Source organism: Pseudomonas sp. fls2-241-TYG-175 (genome assembly GCF_030209155.1).
GTDB classification, from domain to species: Bacteria; Pseudomonadota; Gammaproteobacteria; order Pseudomonadales; family Pseudomonadaceae; genus Aquipseudomonas; species Aquipseudomonas viridiflava.
In genome coordinates this window covers 131,919-150,362 of record NZ_JARVSO010000003.1, presented here as the reverse complement: position 1 = coordinate 150,362, position 18,444 = coordinate 131,919, and the positions used below count along the sequence as shown (strand labels likewise).

The window sequence follows — 18,444 nt, the reverse complement described above, 5'->3', positions numbered from 1 at the left end:
CTGGACGTGGTTCCGGTATCAGGCGCATGGATTGGACTGGCCGGTGACCGGAATCAATGCCCTGTCATTTCCAGATAGCCCACACCGCTCTGGCTGCCATGGAACCTCACAGGCCCCTCCCAGTAGGGAATGCTCATGCCCATCCAGGCCTTGGGATTGAGCGCTTCGGTGGTGATGTCCAGATGCTTGCCGGGGACCTTGACCGACCAGACTGTGGGCACCTGATGGTCGTCGATGGTTGTGGTCTTGAGGGGTTCAAGGCTGATTTCGTCAGCGCTCAGTAACCGGGTGGTGCCATCGGCGCCGATCCAGTTGCCTGTCACATAGGGCTTAGCGTTGTTTTGGCGAATCCTGTAGAGCATCAACCGGTCGCCACCTGCCAGTTGCAGGGAGAACCAGTCCCAGCCAGTCTGATCGGCAGTGAGCGGCTGGCTGCTCCATTCCCGGTCCAGCCATGCGTTGCCGGTGACCTGATAGGTTTTGCCTTCGATCTCGACGCTGCCCTTGGCATCGAAAAACGGTTGGCTGTAGTAGTACGACGCCTGTCCTGCATCGGATTTCCGGCTGTAGCCTTCCTTGCCTTGCAGCACCACTGGCTGGGCCGTCGTGAGATTCAGGTGATAGCGGAAATCCTTGCCGCTGGCCTTCAGTTGGACGCTTGCCAGCGGATCGTCAGTGTGCGAGTCGCTGCTCATCGACCAGTCGTCGATCCACGCCGAGAACGGCGCTGTGGTGACATTGGCCTGATCGACACCGCCACGGGCGTAGCGCTCTGCCACGTAATGCCGAGTCGCTGATGTGGCCGCAGCGTGCCCCAGCCAGATCGTGCCGTCGTTCCAGCCGCTGCCGGTCTGAGTGCCTGGCCGTATGGCGTTGCGAAACAGCGTCCACTGCACGCCGAACTGCTCGCCCTTGTCGTCCTTGAGGGTGGCAGTGATGTACCACCATTCGAGGCGGAAACCGGGGTGCTGTCCATGATCCTGCGGGAACGAAAACACCCGGCCCGGTGTGACCTGGCTGTAAGCGTCCGCGGTGTTGCCCAGCCCGGCGAAACCGTTGTCCGGCATCGGCTTGTCGTCGCAGGCGCTCAGCAATAGAGCCAGCATAAGGAGCAGCCATCTAGCGTTCATGGGCAAACGTCCTCAACAGATCGCTTGGACGACTTCTGTACAGCTTGAACAGCGGCCAGGCCGAAGCCAGCAAGGTCGCTACCATCGCAAGCAACATCAGTTGCAGCAATTGCAGCGGGAAAATCCGAAGCGGCAATCGCCAGCCGAATGCCTGCACATTGATGACCGCATTCAGGCACCAGGCCAGCGCTATGCCCAATGGCAAAGCCAGCAGCAGAGTCAGTACCGCCAGCATCCACGTCTGCCCCAGATTGAGCAGCATCAGTTTGCGTCGAGTCACGCCCATCGCCCACAGCGGCGCGAGCTGACCGAGGCGACTCTGGCTTTGGGTCAGCAGGCTGATGAGCAGCGCTATCCCGGCCACGCCCAGGGTCAGGCTATTGAGTGCAGCGGTGGCTGCGAACGTGCGCTCGAATACCTGACTGGACCAGCTTTTCAGCTGGCTCTGGTCGATGATGTGGCTGTCATCCAGCACAAATTGCTCCCTTAGCGCAGTGATCAACGGTGCGATGGCGAGCTGATCGATTCGCAGATTGAAGCGCACGGGCGTCAGGTTCGGCCAGTGAGCGAGCAGGTGCCTGGCGTTGACCAGCAAGTGGCCCTTGGGGTTGCCGTAATCGGCATAGATACCCACGATACGTGCCGACCATTGGCCTGTCGGCAAGGGAATGTTCAACGTGTCGTCCAGCCCCAGCTTGAGACGACGCGCCATCTGCTCGCTGAGCATGATGGTGTCCTGACTGGCCAACTGACCCCAGGCATCGTTCGAGGCTTCAAGCAACTCCCAATGCTGGCGATAAGTTGTGTGATCAATCACGCCAAACAGATCGGCGGGCCAGCCTTGCAGGCGGATTGGCACCTGCCAGTTCGGCAGCACGGCCTTGATCTCCGGTTGCTGGTTCAGCCAGGTCTGCAGCGGCTCGGCCTGAGCAGGGTTCTGCGGGCTGACGTACAGTTCAGCGGTCAGGCGCTGCTCCAGCCAACTGTTGAAGGTTTCACGAAAGCCCGAGGTCATGCTGCCCGCGCCGATATTGGCGGCCATCGCCAGCAGCAGTGCCATCAGCGCCAGGCTCAGTGCAGGCAACTGCTGTCTGCAATCGGCCAGGAACCATTGGCCTGTGACCGAACGGCTGCGTTTGAGCAGCGTGCCGAGCACTGCATCCAGCAGTACAGGCAGACCGAGCGCAGCGCCGAGCAGTATCGAACTCACCAGCACGAACCCCAGCAACAACGACTGGCCCAGCAGCAGGGCAGACAGCGCGATGACTGCGCAGATCACGGCGACCCAGCCCTGGCGTCGCAGCCAGCGAGCGTGAGCCTGCTGCCAGGCCTGCGCGTCAGCCAGTGCCAGCAAGGGCAGACGCGCTGCACGCAGCAGGCTGTTGGCACCTGCCAGCAACGCTCCGAGCAGACTGACGCCGATGCCGCTGAACCACCACCCTGCGCTCAGATTCAGTTGCCCGGCGACTTCGGCGCCGTAAAGCCCTCGCAAGCTGGCGGCGACGTCCGGCAGCAGCAGGCTTGCCAGCAAGTAGCCGCTGATCACCCCAAGGAGGCCGCCGAGCAGTGCCAGAACACCCAACTCCATGCCCAGCGTTGCAATCAGCAATCGGGCGGTAACCCCGCAGGCTCTCAGGTTGCGCAGCAGGCCGCGGCGTTGCTCGAGCGCCAGGCCGATCGCCGCGTGTACGATAAATAGCCCGACGATGAACGACAGCACACCCAGTGCATTCAGGTTCAGGTGAAAGCTTTCGGTCAGGCGCTCAAGATTGTTTTCTTCGCCCGCTTTCCTCATCACCAGTTTGCCTGCCAGCGGAGCAGGCATGGGCGCTGAGAATCCCTCGGGCAATAGCAGCCTAGACAGTTGGCCGTTGGCACCGAGCAGCGGCTGGGCAAAACCGATGTCGGTGAGCAGCAGGCCGGGGGCCATGTCCGGCGTCACGCGCAGAGGCGGCAGCGATTCGCCGTTTTCCGCCAGAGGCTGCTGGCCTTCCTTGAGGTTCAGCGCCTGCAGGGTCTGCGGCGAGATCCAGGTCGTCCCCGGCGGCGCAAGGAAGTCCACGACCTGTTGCGCATCAAGCCTTTGCCCCGCCAGTGAGGAGCCTTTGGGTAAGGTCACTGGCTCGATGCCCATCAGCTGAAGCCGTTGGTCTTCGTGCCCTTTGAGCGCGATCCGGCCCTGCACCATGGGCGACACCGGCCAGCCTGCACGACGCAATTGAATGAACAGGTCCTGTGAGAACACATTGCCGTCGGCCGCTTCGATGGAGGACTGCGGTTGGCCGCCAATCAACTGGCTGGCCTGCTGATAGCTTTCCCGTGCCTGACTGTTCAGCGCCTGCACGCCGGTCAGCAGTGCCGTCGCCAGCCACAGCCCGGTCAGCACGCTGAAGAACTGCACGGGGTGGCGTCGCCAGTGACTGAGCAGGGCGCGCAAGGTCCAGTAAAACACCCGCATGTCAGCGCTCGCCTTCGTTCGCCAGGCGGCCCAGATGCAGCACCTGTGTGCGCGCCAGTCGTGCCGCAACGCGCGGGCTGTGAGTGACCATCAGGAGGGTGGTTGCGCTGTCGTCGAGCAGGTCCAGCAACAATTGCAGCACTTCGCCACTGGTGGTTTCGTCGAGGTTTCCAGTGGGTTCGTCCGCCAATAGCAGACTCGGCCGGGAGGCAAGGGCGCGGCCAATGGCGACACGTTGCTGCTGGCCGCCGGACAACTGCTCGGGGTAACGGTCCAGCAGCGCATCCAGGCCCAGGCGCTCGACCAGCCGTGCCTGCCAAACCGGGTCGTAGCGCCCGGCCAGACGCGCCTGAAACGCCAGGTTATCGGCAACCTTGAGGCTGCCGATCAGGTTGAATTGCTGGAACACCAGACCGATTTCCGTACGCCGCCAGTTTGCCAGCTGGCTTTCGTTCATCAGGTCCAGACGTTGCCCGGCGATTTCGATCGTGCCTGAGTCAACCTGATCGAGCCCGGCAACCAGATGCAACAGCGTGCTCTTGCCACTGCCCGATTCGCCCATCAACGCCAGGCTTTCACCGCGCGCCATGTGCAGATCGACACCCCGCAAAACCGCCAATGGGCCTTGAGCCGTGGTGTAATTCTTGAATACGTCTCGCACTTGCAACATGAGGGGCTCGACTGGCTGTACTGACAATAAGGATAGCGGCTGAGCGAGTGTGCGTCGCTGAGTGGCTTAGTACTGATTGCGCTGAGGGCAGCGTGTTCCGCTGAACACTCGCGTAAGGCCGGGAATGTGACGCAGAGCCTTACGGGCTGCATGCTTATCGCTCTGCACTCATCGTTATACACAAGTCTTGCTGCAACCAACGGACTGTGGGAGGCGGCTTGCCGGCGATGCATTTTCCGAAGCAACACATCAGCGACTGAGCTGACGCCATCGCCGGCAAGCCGCCTCCCACGGGTACGCATTCAGTCAGAGACTTTATGCTCGCCCCGAATCAACCCGCGCAAGGCGAACCGGTTCGGGTGACAGGCTTCGGCGACGCTGCGAGGCAGCGGCAGCGGTTCGTTGTCGAGCCAGGCGGCGAGCAGCTCGGCGCATAACGGGGCGGTGATCAATCCGCGTGAGCCGTGGCCGCTATTGACGTAAAAACCGTCCAGCCAGGGACAGGCGACGTTCGGCACCTGACGCGCATCCTTACCCAGCGCGGCGAAGGCGTCGAGAAAAGCTTCCCGGTTCGCCAGCGGGCCGACGATGGGCAGGTAATCCGGGCTGGTGCAGCGAAACGCGGCGCGGCCTTGCAGTTGCTCGGGTGGCAGGTCTGCTGCTTCCAGACGCTGTACAAGATCGTGGGAAATCTCTTCCAGCATCTGCAGATTGCCCAGATGATCGGCCAGATTGGGCGTCAGATCGACGCTGTTGAAGTCGAAGCTTGCCCCCAGCGTATGCTCACCCAGCCGCGCGGGCGCGACGTAACCTTCGGCGCAGACCACCGTGCTCAATGTCGTGCTGGCCTCGGTCTCCTTCAGGCGAGTGATCTGCCCGCGAATGCGCTTGAGCGGCAACTCCGCGCTTTGCGGAAACTGTTTGATGTCGGCGGCACCGGCCAGCACCACGACTGGCGCGCTGTCGATCAAGCGCTCGTTATCCCACGCCTGCCACTGCCCACCGACCTGACGCAGTTCCAGCGCCTCGTGATGAGCGATCAACCGAATGTTCGGGTGAGTGGCCTGCCTGTCGCAGAGGGCAGGCGGATGAACCCAGCCACCTTCCGGGTAAAACAGCCCGCCGCTGGCCAGCCGGATACCGCTGCGTGCTTGGGCCGCAGACTGGTCCAGCAGGTGCAGAAGCGATTCGGGAAAGGCCTCGGCCAGTTGTGCCTGACGTTTGCCTTCCTTGTCGTCGAAGGTCAGTTGCAGCACACCGCAACCGTCCCAGTCCACACCGCGCTGCAAGCGTTCTAGCAGGCGCCGGGTATGCCCGAACCCGCTGAGAATCAATTGGGATAATGCCGTGCCGTGCGCCGACAGCTTGAGGTACAGCACGCCCTGCGGATTGCCCGACGCTTCCTGCGCGGGCGCGGCATGGCGCTCCAGCAGGCTCACCTGCCAGCCCCTGTTCGCCAGGCTCTCGGCCGTGGCGCAACCGGCCAGCCCGGCGCCGATCACCAATGCCTTACGCTCATTGTGCAGCGCAGGCGGGCGGGCGAACCACGGTTTGGCGGCGGGCACAGGGACGGCCTCTTCAGGCCACGCGATGTACGTACCGCGCAGCACTTCCCATTTATGACCGATCCCCGGCACGCGCTTCATCTTGAAACCCGCAGCATTCAGTGCGCGGCGTACCCAGCCGGTGCTGGTGAAGGTGCCGATGGTCGTCGCTGTCGTCGACAGTCGCGCCAGCTCGGCAAACAGCTCCGGTGTCCACATCTCGGGATTTTTCGCGGGCGCGAAACCATCGAGAAACCACGCATCGATCTGGCCGTCCAGTTGCGGCAGCATGTCCAGCGCATCGCCGATCAGCAGAGTCAGCGTGATCCGGCCCTGATCGAACACCATGCGCTGAAAGCCCTCATGCACGGCCACGTACTGATCAAGCAAAGGATCTGCGAACGCCGCCAGCTCCGGCCACAAGGCCAGCGCACGTTGCAGGTCGTCGCGGCTCAACGGGTATTTTTCGACGCTGACGAACTGCATTCTTGCACCGGGGCGGGCGCATTCATCGAACAACTGCCAGGCGCAAAGGAAATTGAGCCCGGTGCCGAAACCGGTTTCGCCGATGATCAGCCGTCCGTCTTCCGGCAATTCCGTAAAGCGTCGGCGCAGGTCGTTCTGCACCAGAAACACATGGCGCGTCTCTTCAAGACCGGATTCGGTGGAAAAGTACACATCGGAAAACGTACGCGAATGCGGATTGCCTTGTTCGTCCCAGTCGATCTGGGCGTGGCGGGTAATGGTCATGTTCGGCTCAGCGGTGGCAATGGCCGCATTTTAGCCGTGTGTGCGGATAAAAGCGGCATTGCTGTTGCACCGATTGACCCATGTGGGCATTCGGTGGTCACTATATGCATCTGGCCATCATCCCCGGCCCCGATCATGAAGGGAGCAGTGCATGTTTGAATCCGCTGAAATCGGTCACGCCATCGACGACGAAACCTACGAGGCCGCCGTGCCAGCCTTGCGCGAGGCGTTGCTCGAAGCCCAGTACGATCTGCATGAGCAGGCCGGACGTCAGGTTATCGTGCTGATCAATGGCATCGAAGGCGCGGGCAAGGGCGAGACCGTCAAGCTGCTCAACGAGTGGATGGACCCGCGTTATATCGAAGTGCGCACCTTCGATCAGCAGACTGACGAAGAACTGGCCCATCCACCGGTCTGGCGCTACTGGCGGCAATTGCCCGCGAAAGGGCGGATGGGGATTTTCTTCGGCAACTGGTACAGCCAGATGCTGCAGGGCCGGGTGCATGGTCGTTTCAAGGATGCGGTGCTGGATCAGGCCATCAGCGGTGCCGAACGTCTGGAAAAGATGCTCTGCGATGAAGGTGCGGTGATCTTCAAGTTCTGGTTTCACCTGTCCAAGAAGCAGATGAAGTTGCGCCTCAAGACGCTGAAGGACGACCCGTTGCACAGCTGGCGCATCAGCCCGCTGGACTGGCAGCAGTCCCGGACCTACGACAAGTTCGTGCGCTTCGGTGAGCGTGTGTTGCGCCGCACCAGCCGCGAATACGCGCCTTGGCATGTCATTGAAGGCGTGGACGCCAATTATCGCAGCCTCACCGTCGGGCGCTTGCTGCTCGAAGGCATGCAAGCGGCACTGAACAAGGTCGAACCTGAGGTCAAGTCGCAGAGCGCAGGACCGCAGGCGAGCCACGACGAAGAGCTGACCCTGCTGGACAGCCTCGACCTGAGCCGCAGTCTGGAAAAGGATGATTACAAGGAAGCGCTGATCACCGAGCAGGCGCGCCTGTCCGGCAACCTGCGCGACAAGCGGATGAAGCGTCATGCGCTGGTGGCGGTGTTCGAAGGCAACGATGCGGCCGGCAAGGGCGGGGCGATCCGTCGTGTTGCGGCGGCACTGGACCCGAGGCAGTACGCCATCGTGCCGATTGCCGCACCGACTCAGGACGAGCGCGCTCAGCCTTATCTGTGGCGATTCTGGCGACAGATTCCGGCACGCGGCAAGTTCACCATTTTTGACCGTTCCTGGTACGGGCGCGTGCTGGTGGAGCGGGTCGAAGGTTTCTGCAGTGAATCCGACTGGATGCGCGCCTATTCCGAAATCAACGACTTCGAAGAACAGCTCACCGATTTCGGCATCGTGGTCGTGAAGTTCTGGCTGGCGATCGATGAACAGACCCAATTGGAGCGCTTCGAGGAACGTGAGCAGATCCCGTTCAAGCGTTACAAGATCACCGAGGACGATTGGCGCAACCGCAAGAAGTGGCCGCAATACCGTCAGGCCGTCGGCGAAATGGTCGACCGCACCAGCACCGAAATCGCACCCTGGACGCTGGTCGAAGCCAACGACAAGCGCTGGGCCCGGGTCAAGGTACTGCGCACGCTTAACGAAGCGCTTGAGGCTGCGTTCGCCAAGGACAAGAAGAAGTAACAACAACCTGTGGGAGGCGGCTTGCCGGCGATGAACGATAACGCGATTTCCTGACAGACCGCGTCGGCTGCATCGCCGGCAAGCCGCCTCCCACAAAATCGCTTTTTTTCAGTGGCTTACAGATTTCAGCAAGCGTTGCACGACTCACCGCTCACGCAACGCTTCGGCCCGGGCCTTGAGTACCGGCTTGAGCAGGTAATCCAGCACGCTTTTCTCCCCGGTGATGATGTCCACGGTGGCGATCATGCCGGGGATGATCAGCAGCGGCCTGCTGTCGCTGCCCAAGTGATTGCTGTCGGTGCGCACCTGTATCAGATAGAAGCTGTTGTCCTTGTCGTCAGTGATGGTGTCGGCGCCGATCAATTCCAGACGCGCAGGCAGGCCGCCATAAAGGGTGTAGTCATACGCGCTGAACTTGACCATGGCCTTCTGGCCGGGGTGCAGGAAGGCGACGTCCTGCGGGCGCACTTTCGCTTCGATCAGCAGGTTGTCTTCCAGTGGCACGATTTCCAGCAGGTCGCTGCCGGGCTGAACCACGCCGCCGATGGTGTTGACCTTGAGGGTCTTGACGATGCCGCGCACCGGCGACACCACTGTCGTACGGCTCATGCGGTCATCGATGGCGATACGGCTGGCACTGATCCGGGCCAGGTCGTTGCGCTTTTCGTTGAGCTCGCGGGCAGCGTCAGCGCGAAACGCGAGTTCCGATTCCTGCCCCCGGCTTTTGATTTCACTGATGGCCGCCTCGGCCCTCGGGATCGCCAGGGTGTTGGCGTTCATCGAGCCGCGAAGCTCCACCGCGTTACGCTTGAGGCGCAGGATTTCCACCGGTGAAACGGCGCCGGAGCTGACCAGTGGCGCCGACATGTCCAGCTCCTGCTGAACCAGCGCCAGGCTGCTGCGAAACTGCTCCTGTTTGGAACGAAACTCGGCCAGCTCCTGGGTCTTCTGACGCAGTTGCTCATTCAGCGTGCGTTGCTCGCTGGCCAGTCGCCGCTGCCGGGATTCATACAGCGCCTGCTCGTCGGCAGCCACTTGCGGGGCACTGGACGTCACTTCAGCAGGCAACGTCAGCGAACGACCTTCGGCCTCGGCGGCCAGTCGCTCCACTTGCGCGGTCAGGGTCAGACGGTCAACTTCGCTTTCGCTGCGGCTGGACATGAATCGCGTGTCATCGAGGCGCAGCAGGGTGTCGCCTTTGTTCACCACTTGGCCTTCGCGCACGAAAATATCGCTCACGATCCCGCCTTCCAGGTTCTGGATGACCTGCACCTTGCTCGACGGAATGGCCTTGCCTTCTCCGGTGGTGACTTCTTCCAGTATCGCGAATCCGGCCCAGAGCAAAGCGCCAAGCAACAGTGCGGCGGCAATCCACACTGTCAGGCTCATGGCGCGTGATGAGGGATCGGCCAGCGCGGCAGACCGATAGGGCAGGAACCTGTGCTCGACGTAACGGCTGCCGGACATGGTCATGAACAATCCTCCTTCAAACCGGCGTCGGGCCGATCTGGCCCTTGCGCAGTGCTTCGATGACAGCGTCCTTCGGGCCGTCTGCAACCAGCTTGCCGTGGTCGAGTACCAGCAGGCGGTCGACCAGGGTCAGCATCGACAAACGATGGGTGATCAGCAGCAGGGTCTTGCCGGGAATCAGGCGACGCAGGTGTTGGCGCAGGTGTTCTTCGCTGGCGTTGTCCATATGGCTGGTAGGCTCGTCGAGCAGCAGAATGGGCGGGTCCAGCAGCAGGGCGCGAGCCAGCAATACGCTCTGCCGCTGTCCGCCGGAGAGCAACTGGCCGCGCTCGCCGACGGGCCGGTCGAAGCCCCGCGGATGACGCAGCGCCAGCTCATCGACGCCGGTGATGCGCGCCACTTCAAGCATGCGCGTGTCGCTCACCTGGCGTGCGCCCAGTAACAGGTTGTCGCGCAGGCTGCCCGCCAGCAGCGGCAAATCGTGGGCGACGTAGCCGATCTGTTGGCGCAGTTCGCTGATGTCCAGCTGCTGCAGGTCCAGGTTGTCGAACAGCACCTGACCTTCGTCCGGCGTGTGAAACCCCATCAGCAGACGCGCCAGTGTGCTTTTGCCCGAACCGCTGCGGCCAATGATGCCGACGCGTTCCCCAGGTTCCAGACTGAAGCGAATACCGTTCAGGGCCGGCGCACCCTTGGGTTCGTAAGCAAAACGCAGGTTGCTGACGCTCACCGCGCCTGTGAGCGGCGGTGTTTGCAACGGGCGTTTTTCCGGCGCCTGTTCCTGAGGCAATGCCATCAACGCGTCGGTGCTTTTCATCGTCAGTTGCGCTTGCTGGTAGCGGGTGATCAGCCCCGCGACTTGCCCGAGCGGCGCGAGCACCCGGCTCCCCAACATGTAAGTCGCCACCAGCGCACCGACGCTCAGGTGCCCGCCGATGATGCTGTAGACCCCGGCGACCAGCGTGGCCATGCCGCAGAACTGCTGCACGAACAGTGTGCCGTTGCTGGCCAGTGCGGCGAGGTGACGGGCGTGGCTGTCCAGTCGGGTCAGGGCGCCGTGGGTGCTTTCCCACTGATGCTGACGTTCATTCTGGGCGTTGCAGGCCTTGAGTGTTTCCAGACCGCCGAGGGTTTCGATCAGCAAGGCCTGACGCGCGGCACCCAGACTCAGGCTTTTCTGCACCGTGTCACGCAGACGAATCTGAATCGCCCAGGCAAAGGCGACCGTCAGCGGAAAGGCCAGCAGTGGAATCAACACCAGCCAGCCGCCCAGCAGACCGATGACCGCCAGCATCAGGATCGCGAAGGGCAGGTCGATCAGGCTGGTCAGGGTCACGGCGGTCAGGAACTCGCGCAGTCCCTGAAAGTCATGAATGCTCTGGGCGAAGCCGCCGACCGTGGCCGGGCGCGCCTTGAGGTTCATGCCGACGATGCGCTCGAACAGCGTCGCGGAAAGGATCAGGTCAGTCTTGCTGCCCGCCTGATCCAGCAGCCGGGCGCGGATCAGGCGCAGTCCCATTTCGAACAGCGTGCCCATCAGCAGACCGATGGCCAGCACCCAAAGGGTCGCGGTGGCCTGATTGGGCACCACGCGGTCGTAGGTCTGCATGACGAACAGGGGGACCATCAGGCCGAGCACATTGATCAGCAGGCTGGCGAGAAGCGCGTCGCCATACAGTCTTCGGGACAGTCTTGCGGTGTCGCGAAACCAGGAGGTCACTCTGGGCAACAGAGGCGAGCGCAGTTGTTCCAGTTCATGGTGCGGGCTGGCGAACAGCGCCTGACCGGTGTAGCGCTGCGCCAGTTGTTCAGGCGCGACCCACTGCTCGCCGCCCTGGTTTTCCGAGGGCAGGATCAGCAGTCGGCCTGATTCGTCACGACGCACCAGCACCGCGCAATGCTGGTCCTTCAGCAACAGCAGCACGGGCAGGTTCAGCGCGTGGATCTGTTCCAGATCGCGACGCAGCCAGCGCGCCTGCAGACCGGCGCGGGCAGCGGCCCTTGGCATCAGCGAGGGTTCCAGCCGCTGATCGCTCATCGGCAAACCCACACTCAGGCTGGCGCGGCTGTTGGATCGGCCATGCAACCGGCAGAGCATCATCAGGCCGTCGAGCAATGGGTCCTCGACCTCGGTGAACGATGCTTCATGCATATCGGCATCAGGCATTTTCAGACTGTTCAAGAGCGTGCTCCCGTTCGCGGCTTATTTGAGTTCGGGCAGACGGGCTTCGCTCTGCACCTCGTTCAGCGCCACTGCTTCGGCAGGCAGTACCACACGCTGTTTGCGCAGCAGCTCACCTTCACTGGCCAGCACCCGGTACATGGCCAGTTCCTCGGTGTAACGCACTTCGGTGTAGCGACGGCTGGCGTTGTACAGCTCGTTTTCGCTGTCCAGCAGATCCAGCAGGCTGCGCTGGCCCAGCCCGAACTGATCCTGATAAGCCGTGCGCACGCGGGTCGTCGATTCGACGTATTCACGGGCAATCGGTGTCTGCTGACGGGCGTTGCTCATGGCATTCCAGGCCAGCGACATGTTCTCGTTGAGCATGCGCAACGCGTTGTTGCGAATGTCCATTGCCTGACCGGTCTTGTGCGCATTGGAGCGCATGCGCGCCTTGTCGCGGTTGCCGTTGAACAGGTTGTAATTCATCACCACGGCGGCGCGCCATTCGTTGTCGTGGCCGCGTTCGCCCTGCAGATTGTCGTTGGCCCCGACAGCCAGCTCCGCGTCGAAGCGCGGGTAGAAAGGAGCCTTGGCAATTTCGTACTGTTTTTCGGCCGCCTGGACATCGGCCTGCGCCGACTTCAGATAAGGGTTGTTGAGCAACATGCTTTGCTGCGCAGCACTCAGGCTCAGCGGTACTTCGCCCCTGATCGAGGGTGGCGATTCCAGTTCGTCCGGCAGGCGACCCACGGCGCTCTCGAAGTTGGCTTCAGCGTCCGCCAAGTCCACTTGAGCGGTGTGAAAGTTATTCTGCGCCAGGGCGCGACGTGCCAGCGACTGATCACGGTCTGCCAGGCTGCCGACGCCTCGCTCGCTGCGCAGATTGATCTGGTCATTGATGCGCAAGTGGGCTTGCAGGTTGTTTTTCGCCAGCGTCAACAGCTCACGGCGCTTGAGTACTTCCAGGTACACCTCGACAGCGCGCAACGCCAGGCTCTGCGACGTCCCTTGTACGTAGTAGGCCCGCGAGTTGACCACCGCTTGTGTGCGTCCGACTTCGTTCGGCGTGTTGAAACCGTCGAACAACAACTGGCGCAGGCGCAGTTCCGACTGGGTGTAGGTCAGGGCTTCGGTGTTATGCCCATAGAGCGCGCGTGTGCTCGGGCTGTCGTTCTTCTGTCTGCCGTAGGCGGCGATGGCATCAACCACTGGCAGATAACCACCTTTGGCCACATTCAGCTCTTCATCTGCCGACAATCGTTCATGTTTGCCTGCCTGTACTTCAGGGTGATTGTCGAGGGTGCTTTGAATGGCCTCGGTCAGCGAAATGGCTTGCGCTTGCGCACAGGCCACTGCAAAGACAACAGCACTGTAAAGCGGGGTTAAATCGCGCATGGAGGACTTCTCCGTAAGGTGGTTCCTGATCGCCAGAAAAATGACGATTCTTGTGGTGTCAGCCGTATCAGGCGTTTAACAACACAGCTAAGAACAACTTTGAGAAAACCTCAGACGCTTTTTTCATAAGGGTTATGCCAAAAAAAACTTATGCGGTTTTTCCATTTCGAGCGATGGTTGTTCGCTCGAAAATCGATATTTCAAGAATTTATGGGCGTCAATAGAAGGTTGTCGTCGCACCGACGAAATATTGTCAGGCGTCTATGTGGACAGTTTTCATTCCTGAGAGCCTCAAGCGCGAGGGATGTCGATATTTTGGCGATTATTATTTTTCAGCACCGAGGCGTTACACGCGTACCGCAGTCGAACGTGTTGCCAGGCAGTGACAGCGCTGATCATTACGACAGTGGAGAAGCCTATGGCGAGCGTCATCGGAACAGTGTGGAGAGTCTTGGGCGATGTGTTTGCGGTAGCGGGCGACGGTGCGAAGAGGCTGCTGGTCGCTGGCGATCGGGTGTTCATCGGCGAACAGGTGCAGGCCGGGTCTGACGGGGCTGTCGCTATCCGGCTGGAGACCGGTCGAGAGCTGACCCTGGGGCGTGACAGTCGCGTGCTGCTTGATGCGGCCGTGCTCGACGATCAGGCGCCGCACGTCGAGACCCTAGACCCGCTGACCCCGACACTCGGCATCGTGACCGCCGATGATCACGGGTCTTCGAGTGAGTCTGAAGCCAATGCAGGCGGTGGAGGGCACACGGTCGTCATGCTCAGCGAAACCGGAGGCGAGGTTCTGCCGGTGGTCGGCTTTTACACCGAGGGGTTGGTGATGACACCGATCTTTCCTGAAGGGCGAGACGTCTTTGCACGTGGCGGTGGGGATGCCCCAGCCCTGCCTGATGACGTGATTGCACCTGCTCCTGAGCCGCCCTTCGTCGAGCCGCCGGTCACCGAGCCACCCGTTATAGAACAGCCTGTTACAGAGCCACCTATTACAGAGCCACCTGTTACAGAACCGCCTATCACTGAACCGCCTGTAATCGAACCCCCGTTGCCGCCCACAGAGCCGCCCATAGAGCCACCGGTCGAACCGCCCGTTGAGCCCCCGGTCGATCACTGCGTCAGCGTATCGGGCAGCGAACTGACGCTTCACGAAGCCAATCTGTGCGGCGGCTCGGCGCCTGATCCGGCGGCGCTGACCCAGACCGGCAGCTTCATCGTCAGGGCGCCTGACGGTCTGCAGAGTCTGGTGGTCGGCGGCGTAGAGATCGTCAGGGCGGGCGTTGTCATGGACTTCTCCCAGCCTGTGCTGACTGCGCTGGGCAACAGCCTGAGCATCACGGGCTACGACCCGGTCAGTTACCAGGTCAGTTACAGCTATACCTTGCTCAACCCTCTGGCACATCCGGACGGCGAGGGTGCCAATACGCTGGGTGAGACCATTGAGGTAGTGGCCGTCGATCACGATGGAGACGTGGGCACTGGACAGCTGGACATCGTCATTGTCGATGACCAGCCGCTCGCCACCGACATTGCACTGACGGTAACGCCCGTGCCGCAAGACTCGAACCTGCTGCTGATCATCGACAACTCCGACAGCATGAAGGGCGCGAGCGGCGTCGATGGCCTGTCACGGCTGGACCTGGCCAAACAGGCAATCAACCAGTTGCTCGATCAGTACGCCGCCATGGGCGAGGTTCGGGTGCAGATTGTGACTTTCAACAGCCAGGCCGACCTGCCCGGTTCAGTCTGGGTCGACGTGGCGACTGCCCGGGACATCATCAATGCACTGGAGGCTGGCAACGGGACCAACTACGACGCAGCACTGGCGGCTGCACAGCATGGGTTTCTCAGCGCTGGCAGTCTGACGGGCGCGCAGAATCTGGCGTACTTTCTGTCGGACGGCAACCCTACGCTGTCCCCCGAACATTCCGAACCCAACCACCAGCCCGACCCGAGCCAGGGCGACGGCATCGATGCCGGGGAACAGGCGATCTGGACGGCCTTTCTCGATGCTCACGGCATCAAGTCGTTCGCCATCGGTATCGGCAACGACGTCAGCCAGACGTACCTGGACCCTATCGCACACGATGGACAGTCCGGCACCGACATGCGCTCGGTCATCGTTCTGGAGCCGCGTGAACTGAACGCCGTGCTCAGTGGCACGGTTCAGGGCAGCACAGAGGGCAGCCTGCTTGCGGGCGGCACATTCGGTGCCGACGGTGGCTTCGTCAAGGTACTGATGGTCGATGGGCTGGCCTACACCTATGACCGAAGCGGGCAGGGCAGTATGAGCGGTAGTGCGGGGCAGGCCCACTTCGACAGCGCCGTCCGCACGCTGACCCTGACCACCCAGGCGGGCGGCACCCTGGTGGTGAACATGGAGAGCGGTGCGTTCAGTTACACGCCGGGCAGTTCGCGGACGCCTGTTACGGAAAACATCGGTTACGTGCTCAGTGACCATGACGGGGATCTGGCGGGCGCAACGTTGTCGATTCATGTGCGGCCCTGCGCACCGACGTCAGCGCCCGAAGCCGTTGCCGATCACATCATTACCAACATCCTCGCCCCGAGCATCGACGTGCCCGCCGCTGCGTTGCTGGCCAACGATCATTCGCCCAGCGGTGATCCACTGAGCTCGACGCCCACCGTGTTCCACACGGGCTGGCGGGATGCCACTTCAGACTTCTCTTCGCCACGGCTGGCCACGATCCGGTTCTGCGGACAGGAAGATGTACTGGAAAACCGGATAAAGGACCTGCAGCGCTCCGACTTTCACGTCACTCATGCAGCGACGGCCACCGTACTGCTCAGCGGCTATCTGGGTGCCTGGCAGGGTGACACCTTCAATCATCAGGACCTGTACAGCGTTGAGCTGAAGGCGGGTGAAAAGCTGACGGTCGATACCCGGCAGCTTTCCGATCAGGTCGGACTGGCGTGGCAGATGGACGATGGCGAATTCCACAGTCTGGCGGCGGACGGTTCGTTCACTGCCAGCGAGGACAGCGTCTATCGGCTGATTCTGATCCATCAGCCTGATCCGGGCGTGCCCAATGAGGGGATGGATTACCAATTGGGCCTGAGCATCGACTACAGTCAGGTTAATACCACCCCAGGTTATCAAGGCAGCTACTCCATCCAGGACACGCATGGCGGACAGGACGCTGCGGCGGTCAGCATTGATTACCAGCATGGTCCCTCGTTGATCGGCACGGATGGCGACGACGTGCTGCTTGCGGCGGGCGGTCATGATTGCCTGAACGGCGGCAACGGCAACGATGTGCTGATCGGCGGGCCGGGCGACGACGTGCTGACGGGCGGTGAAGGGCAGGACCGGTTCATGTGGCTGGCGGGCGACACAGGCCATGATCGGGTGACGGATTTCAACGTCGGTATCGATAGCCTCGACCTGTCCCAGCTCTTGCAGGGCATGGGTGCTAAGGCTGAAACACTGGAGGATTTCCTGCATGTCCGGGTCAACGGTGTCGGCACACAACCGGTTTCTACCCTTGAAGTGGGCATGGATGGGGGGCATCCGAGCCAGAGCATCGAGCTTGAAGGCGTCGACCTCGCCGCGCAATTCGGAGTCACCCCGGGAGCCGGTGGCTGGATTGCCGGAGGTGCAGACACCGCAACCATCATCAACGGCATGCTGGGGGATCATTCGTTGAAGGTGGATGTGGTTTAGCGACTGCCTATGGCAAACACCTGACTGTGGGAGACGCCACCACGTCTTCGACGCAGCGCTGTCGCGCGGCAAACTCAGTGGGAGCGGACTTGTCCGCGAATGCAGTATTTCAGCCACTGCATATGCGTCGGATGTACCGGCCTTTTCGCGGACAAGTCCGCTCCCACAAAACCGCGTTTCTTCAGTGGCTTACAGGTTGTTTGATAAGAGGCGGCTTGCCGGCGATGAACGATGACGCGATTTTCCTGACAGACTGCATCGCCGGCAAGCCGCCTCCCACAAAGTAGTTTTTATTCAGTGGGTTACGCATTTGAGGAAAGGGACTCGTCCACGGTATTGAGGTTCATCAAGGTCCAGGAACTCAATGCCTGCGCAATGTCTTCTGCCTGAGGATATAAACCGTTACCAGCACTGCACTGACCAGCATGAAGCCACGAGCCCACGGCAGGGGAACGAGGTAGCAGGACAGGCTGATACTGGCCCACATCGTGCCAATCGCGTAGACCTTGCCCTTGAGAGGAATGCCGCGGCCTTCAAGGTAGTCCTTGATCCACGGGCCGAGCCGCTTGTGATTGACCAGCCAGTGATAGAAACGAGGGGAGCTGCGAGCGAAACATGCGGCAGCCAATAGCAGAAAAGGCGTCGTGGGCAGCACTGGAAGCACAATCCCGACAACGCCCAGCGCAACGCTCAGCCAGCCGATGGCCATCAGAACATAGCGCACCGACCGGTGACGGCTGGTGCGCGTTGACTCCTGCGCCATAGGCGCGGACTCAGTGGTGACGGGGTTTGAGAATTGCCGGTTTCTCGTCCGGAGCCTGGCACAGCAGGTACAGCGCCGTGAGGGCTTCCGGAATCTGCACGATCATGTCGTCCATCAGGTTGGCGTCCTGAGCGATATCGGAGAACTCCGGTTGCTCGTCGAACAGACCCGAACCGACCATGATCGGCAGCAGCATTTCGCTGACTTCGTCTTCGGCGCTTTCGAACCAGGCATTTTCACGCAGGAACACGCCTTCCATGAAGCCGATGCACCAGCCGCGCAGATCCGAATCATCCGGGTCGTCGCCCAGATCCAGATCGCATGGCAGTTCGAACTCTTCGTCCGACGCCAGCTGTCGGGCGATATGGGCCTGCAATGCAATCAGAGTGGCTTCGATCTCCACCTGCTGGGCGTCGCTCGCGTAGTGTGGCGGCTCGGAGAACAGGGCATCGATCCACTCGCGCTCCGGCACGGGTTCGGAACAGATAGACAGGGCGGTCAGGTAGCCATGAGCGGCCACGTAGTCCAGTGCTTCTTCGTGCAGTTCATCTGCATCGAGGAAGACTTGCAGGCGGGTTAGTTGCTCAGCGAAGGACATGGACGCACTACCTTGGAAATAAACGATGCTGAATTCTAGGCCCTGAGCGCCTGTGGCGCCAGCGCGGCGGCCCATTGCAGTTAATTTCGACCACTCATGTCCCAGTCATCCATTGCCTGTGAGCGCTCGGGTATACTCCCCCGTTTTGCAGTGCAGCAGGACAATCTGG

The 18,444-nt window shown here is 61.5% G+C and carries 11 protein-coding genes; 2 read left to right on the top strand and 9 right to left on the bottom strand.

The genetic code is table 11. The features are described 5' to 3' along the window. Nucleotides 1-53: 53 nt before the first annotated feature. The 4 genes from QRN20_RS03105 to mnmC form a co-directional block, all read right to left on the bottom strand. Nucleotides 54-1,130: a lipocalin-like domain-containing protein gene (locus QRN20_RS03105; RefSeq protein ID WP_122606613.1), complete on the bottom strand. Its 1,077-nt coding sequence runs from the start codon at nt 1,128-1,130 to the stop codon at nt 54-56. Continuing rightward, entirely contained in the window at nt 1,120-3,588 is a 2,469-nt protein-coding gene (locus QRN20_RS03100; protein WP_285359993.1) for an FtsX-like permease family protein, read from the bottom strand. The genes QRN20_RS03105 and QRN20_RS03100 overlap by 11 nt, the downstream gene beginning before the upstream one ends. A gap of 1 nt (nt 3,589) precedes the next feature. Next, a complete protein-coding gene (locus tag QRN20_RS03095; protein ID WP_122454444.1) occupies nt 3,590-4,258 on the bottom strand; it encodes an ABC transporter ATP-binding protein in 669 nt (222 codons plus the stop codon). Between the two features lie 302 nt (nt 4,259-4,560). Beyond that, the gene (mnmC, locus tag QRN20_RS03090) at nt 4,561-6,552 is read right to left on the bottom strand and encodes a bifunctional tRNA (5-methylaminomethyl-2-thiouridine)(34)-methyltransferase MnmC2/FAD-dependent 5-carboxymethylaminomethyl-2-thiouridine(34) oxidoreductase MnmC1 (protein ID WP_122606610.1); all 1,992 of its coding nucleotides are present in this window, start codon (nt 6,550-6,552) and stop codon (nt 4,561-4,563) included. 151 nt (nt 6,553-6,703) lie between these two features. Between mnmC and pap the strand changes: the two genes are divergently transcribed. Then, on the top strand, nt 6,704-8,200 hold the full coding sequence (gene pap / locus QRN20_RS03085) for a polyphosphate:AMP phosphotransferase (protein ID WP_029241919.1): 1,497 nt from the start codon (nt 6,704-6,706) through the stop codon (nt 8,198-8,200). A 144-nt stretch (nt 8,201-8,344) separates the two neighbouring features. Here the strand turns inward: pap and QRN20_RS03080 are convergent, their stop codons facing one another. From QRN20_RS03080 to QRN20_RS03070, 3 genes are read right to left on the bottom strand one after another with little or no spacing between them, the layout of a single operon-like run. Further along, nucleotides 8,345-9,673: an HlyD family type I secretion periplasmic adaptor subunit gene (locus QRN20_RS03080; protein WP_122606608.1), complete on the bottom strand. Its 1,329-nt coding sequence runs from the start codon at nt 9,671-9,673 to the stop codon at nt 8,345-8,347. A 13-nt stretch (nt 9,674-9,686) separates the two neighbouring features. Next, nucleotides 9,687-11,837 (bottom strand): type I secretion system permease/ATPase, encoded by a 2,151-nt coding sequence (locus QRN20_RS03075; RefSeq protein WP_122606747.1) that lies wholly within the window; start codon nt 11,835-11,837, stop codon nt 9,687-9,689. A gap of 36 nt (nt 11,838-11,873) precedes the next feature. Beyond that, complete coding sequence (locus QRN20_RS03070; protein ID WP_122425746.1) at nt 11,874-13,229, bottom strand: TolC family outer membrane protein; 1,356 nt, start codon at nt 13,227-13,229, stop codon at nt 11,874-11,876. Nucleotides 13,230-13,647: 418 nt separating this feature from the next. Here QRN20_RS03070 and QRN20_RS03065 point away from each other — a divergent pair, with 418 nt between their 5' ends. Beyond that, the gene (locus QRN20_RS03065; protein ID WP_285359992.1) at nt 13,648-16,914 is read left to right on the top strand and encodes a retention module-containing protein; all 3,267 of its coding nucleotides are present in this window, start codon (nt 13,648-13,650) and stop codon (nt 16,912-16,914) included. Nucleotides 16,915-17,275: 361 nt separating this feature from the next. Here QRN20_RS03065 and QRN20_RS03060 read toward each other — a convergent pair whose 3' ends face one another. Then, on the bottom strand, nt 17,276-17,677 hold the full coding sequence (locus QRN20_RS03060; protein ID WP_032650323.1) for a YbaN family protein: 402 nt from the start codon (nt 17,675-17,677) through the stop codon (nt 17,276-17,278). A gap of 10 nt (nt 17,678-17,687) precedes the next feature. Next, nucleotides 17,688-18,275: a UPF0149 family protein gene (locus QRN20_RS03055; RefSeq protein ID WP_004879452.1), complete on the bottom strand. Its 588-nt coding sequence runs from the start codon at nt 18,273-18,275 to the stop codon at nt 17,688-17,690. Nucleotides 18,276-18,444: the final 169 nt, after the last annotated feature.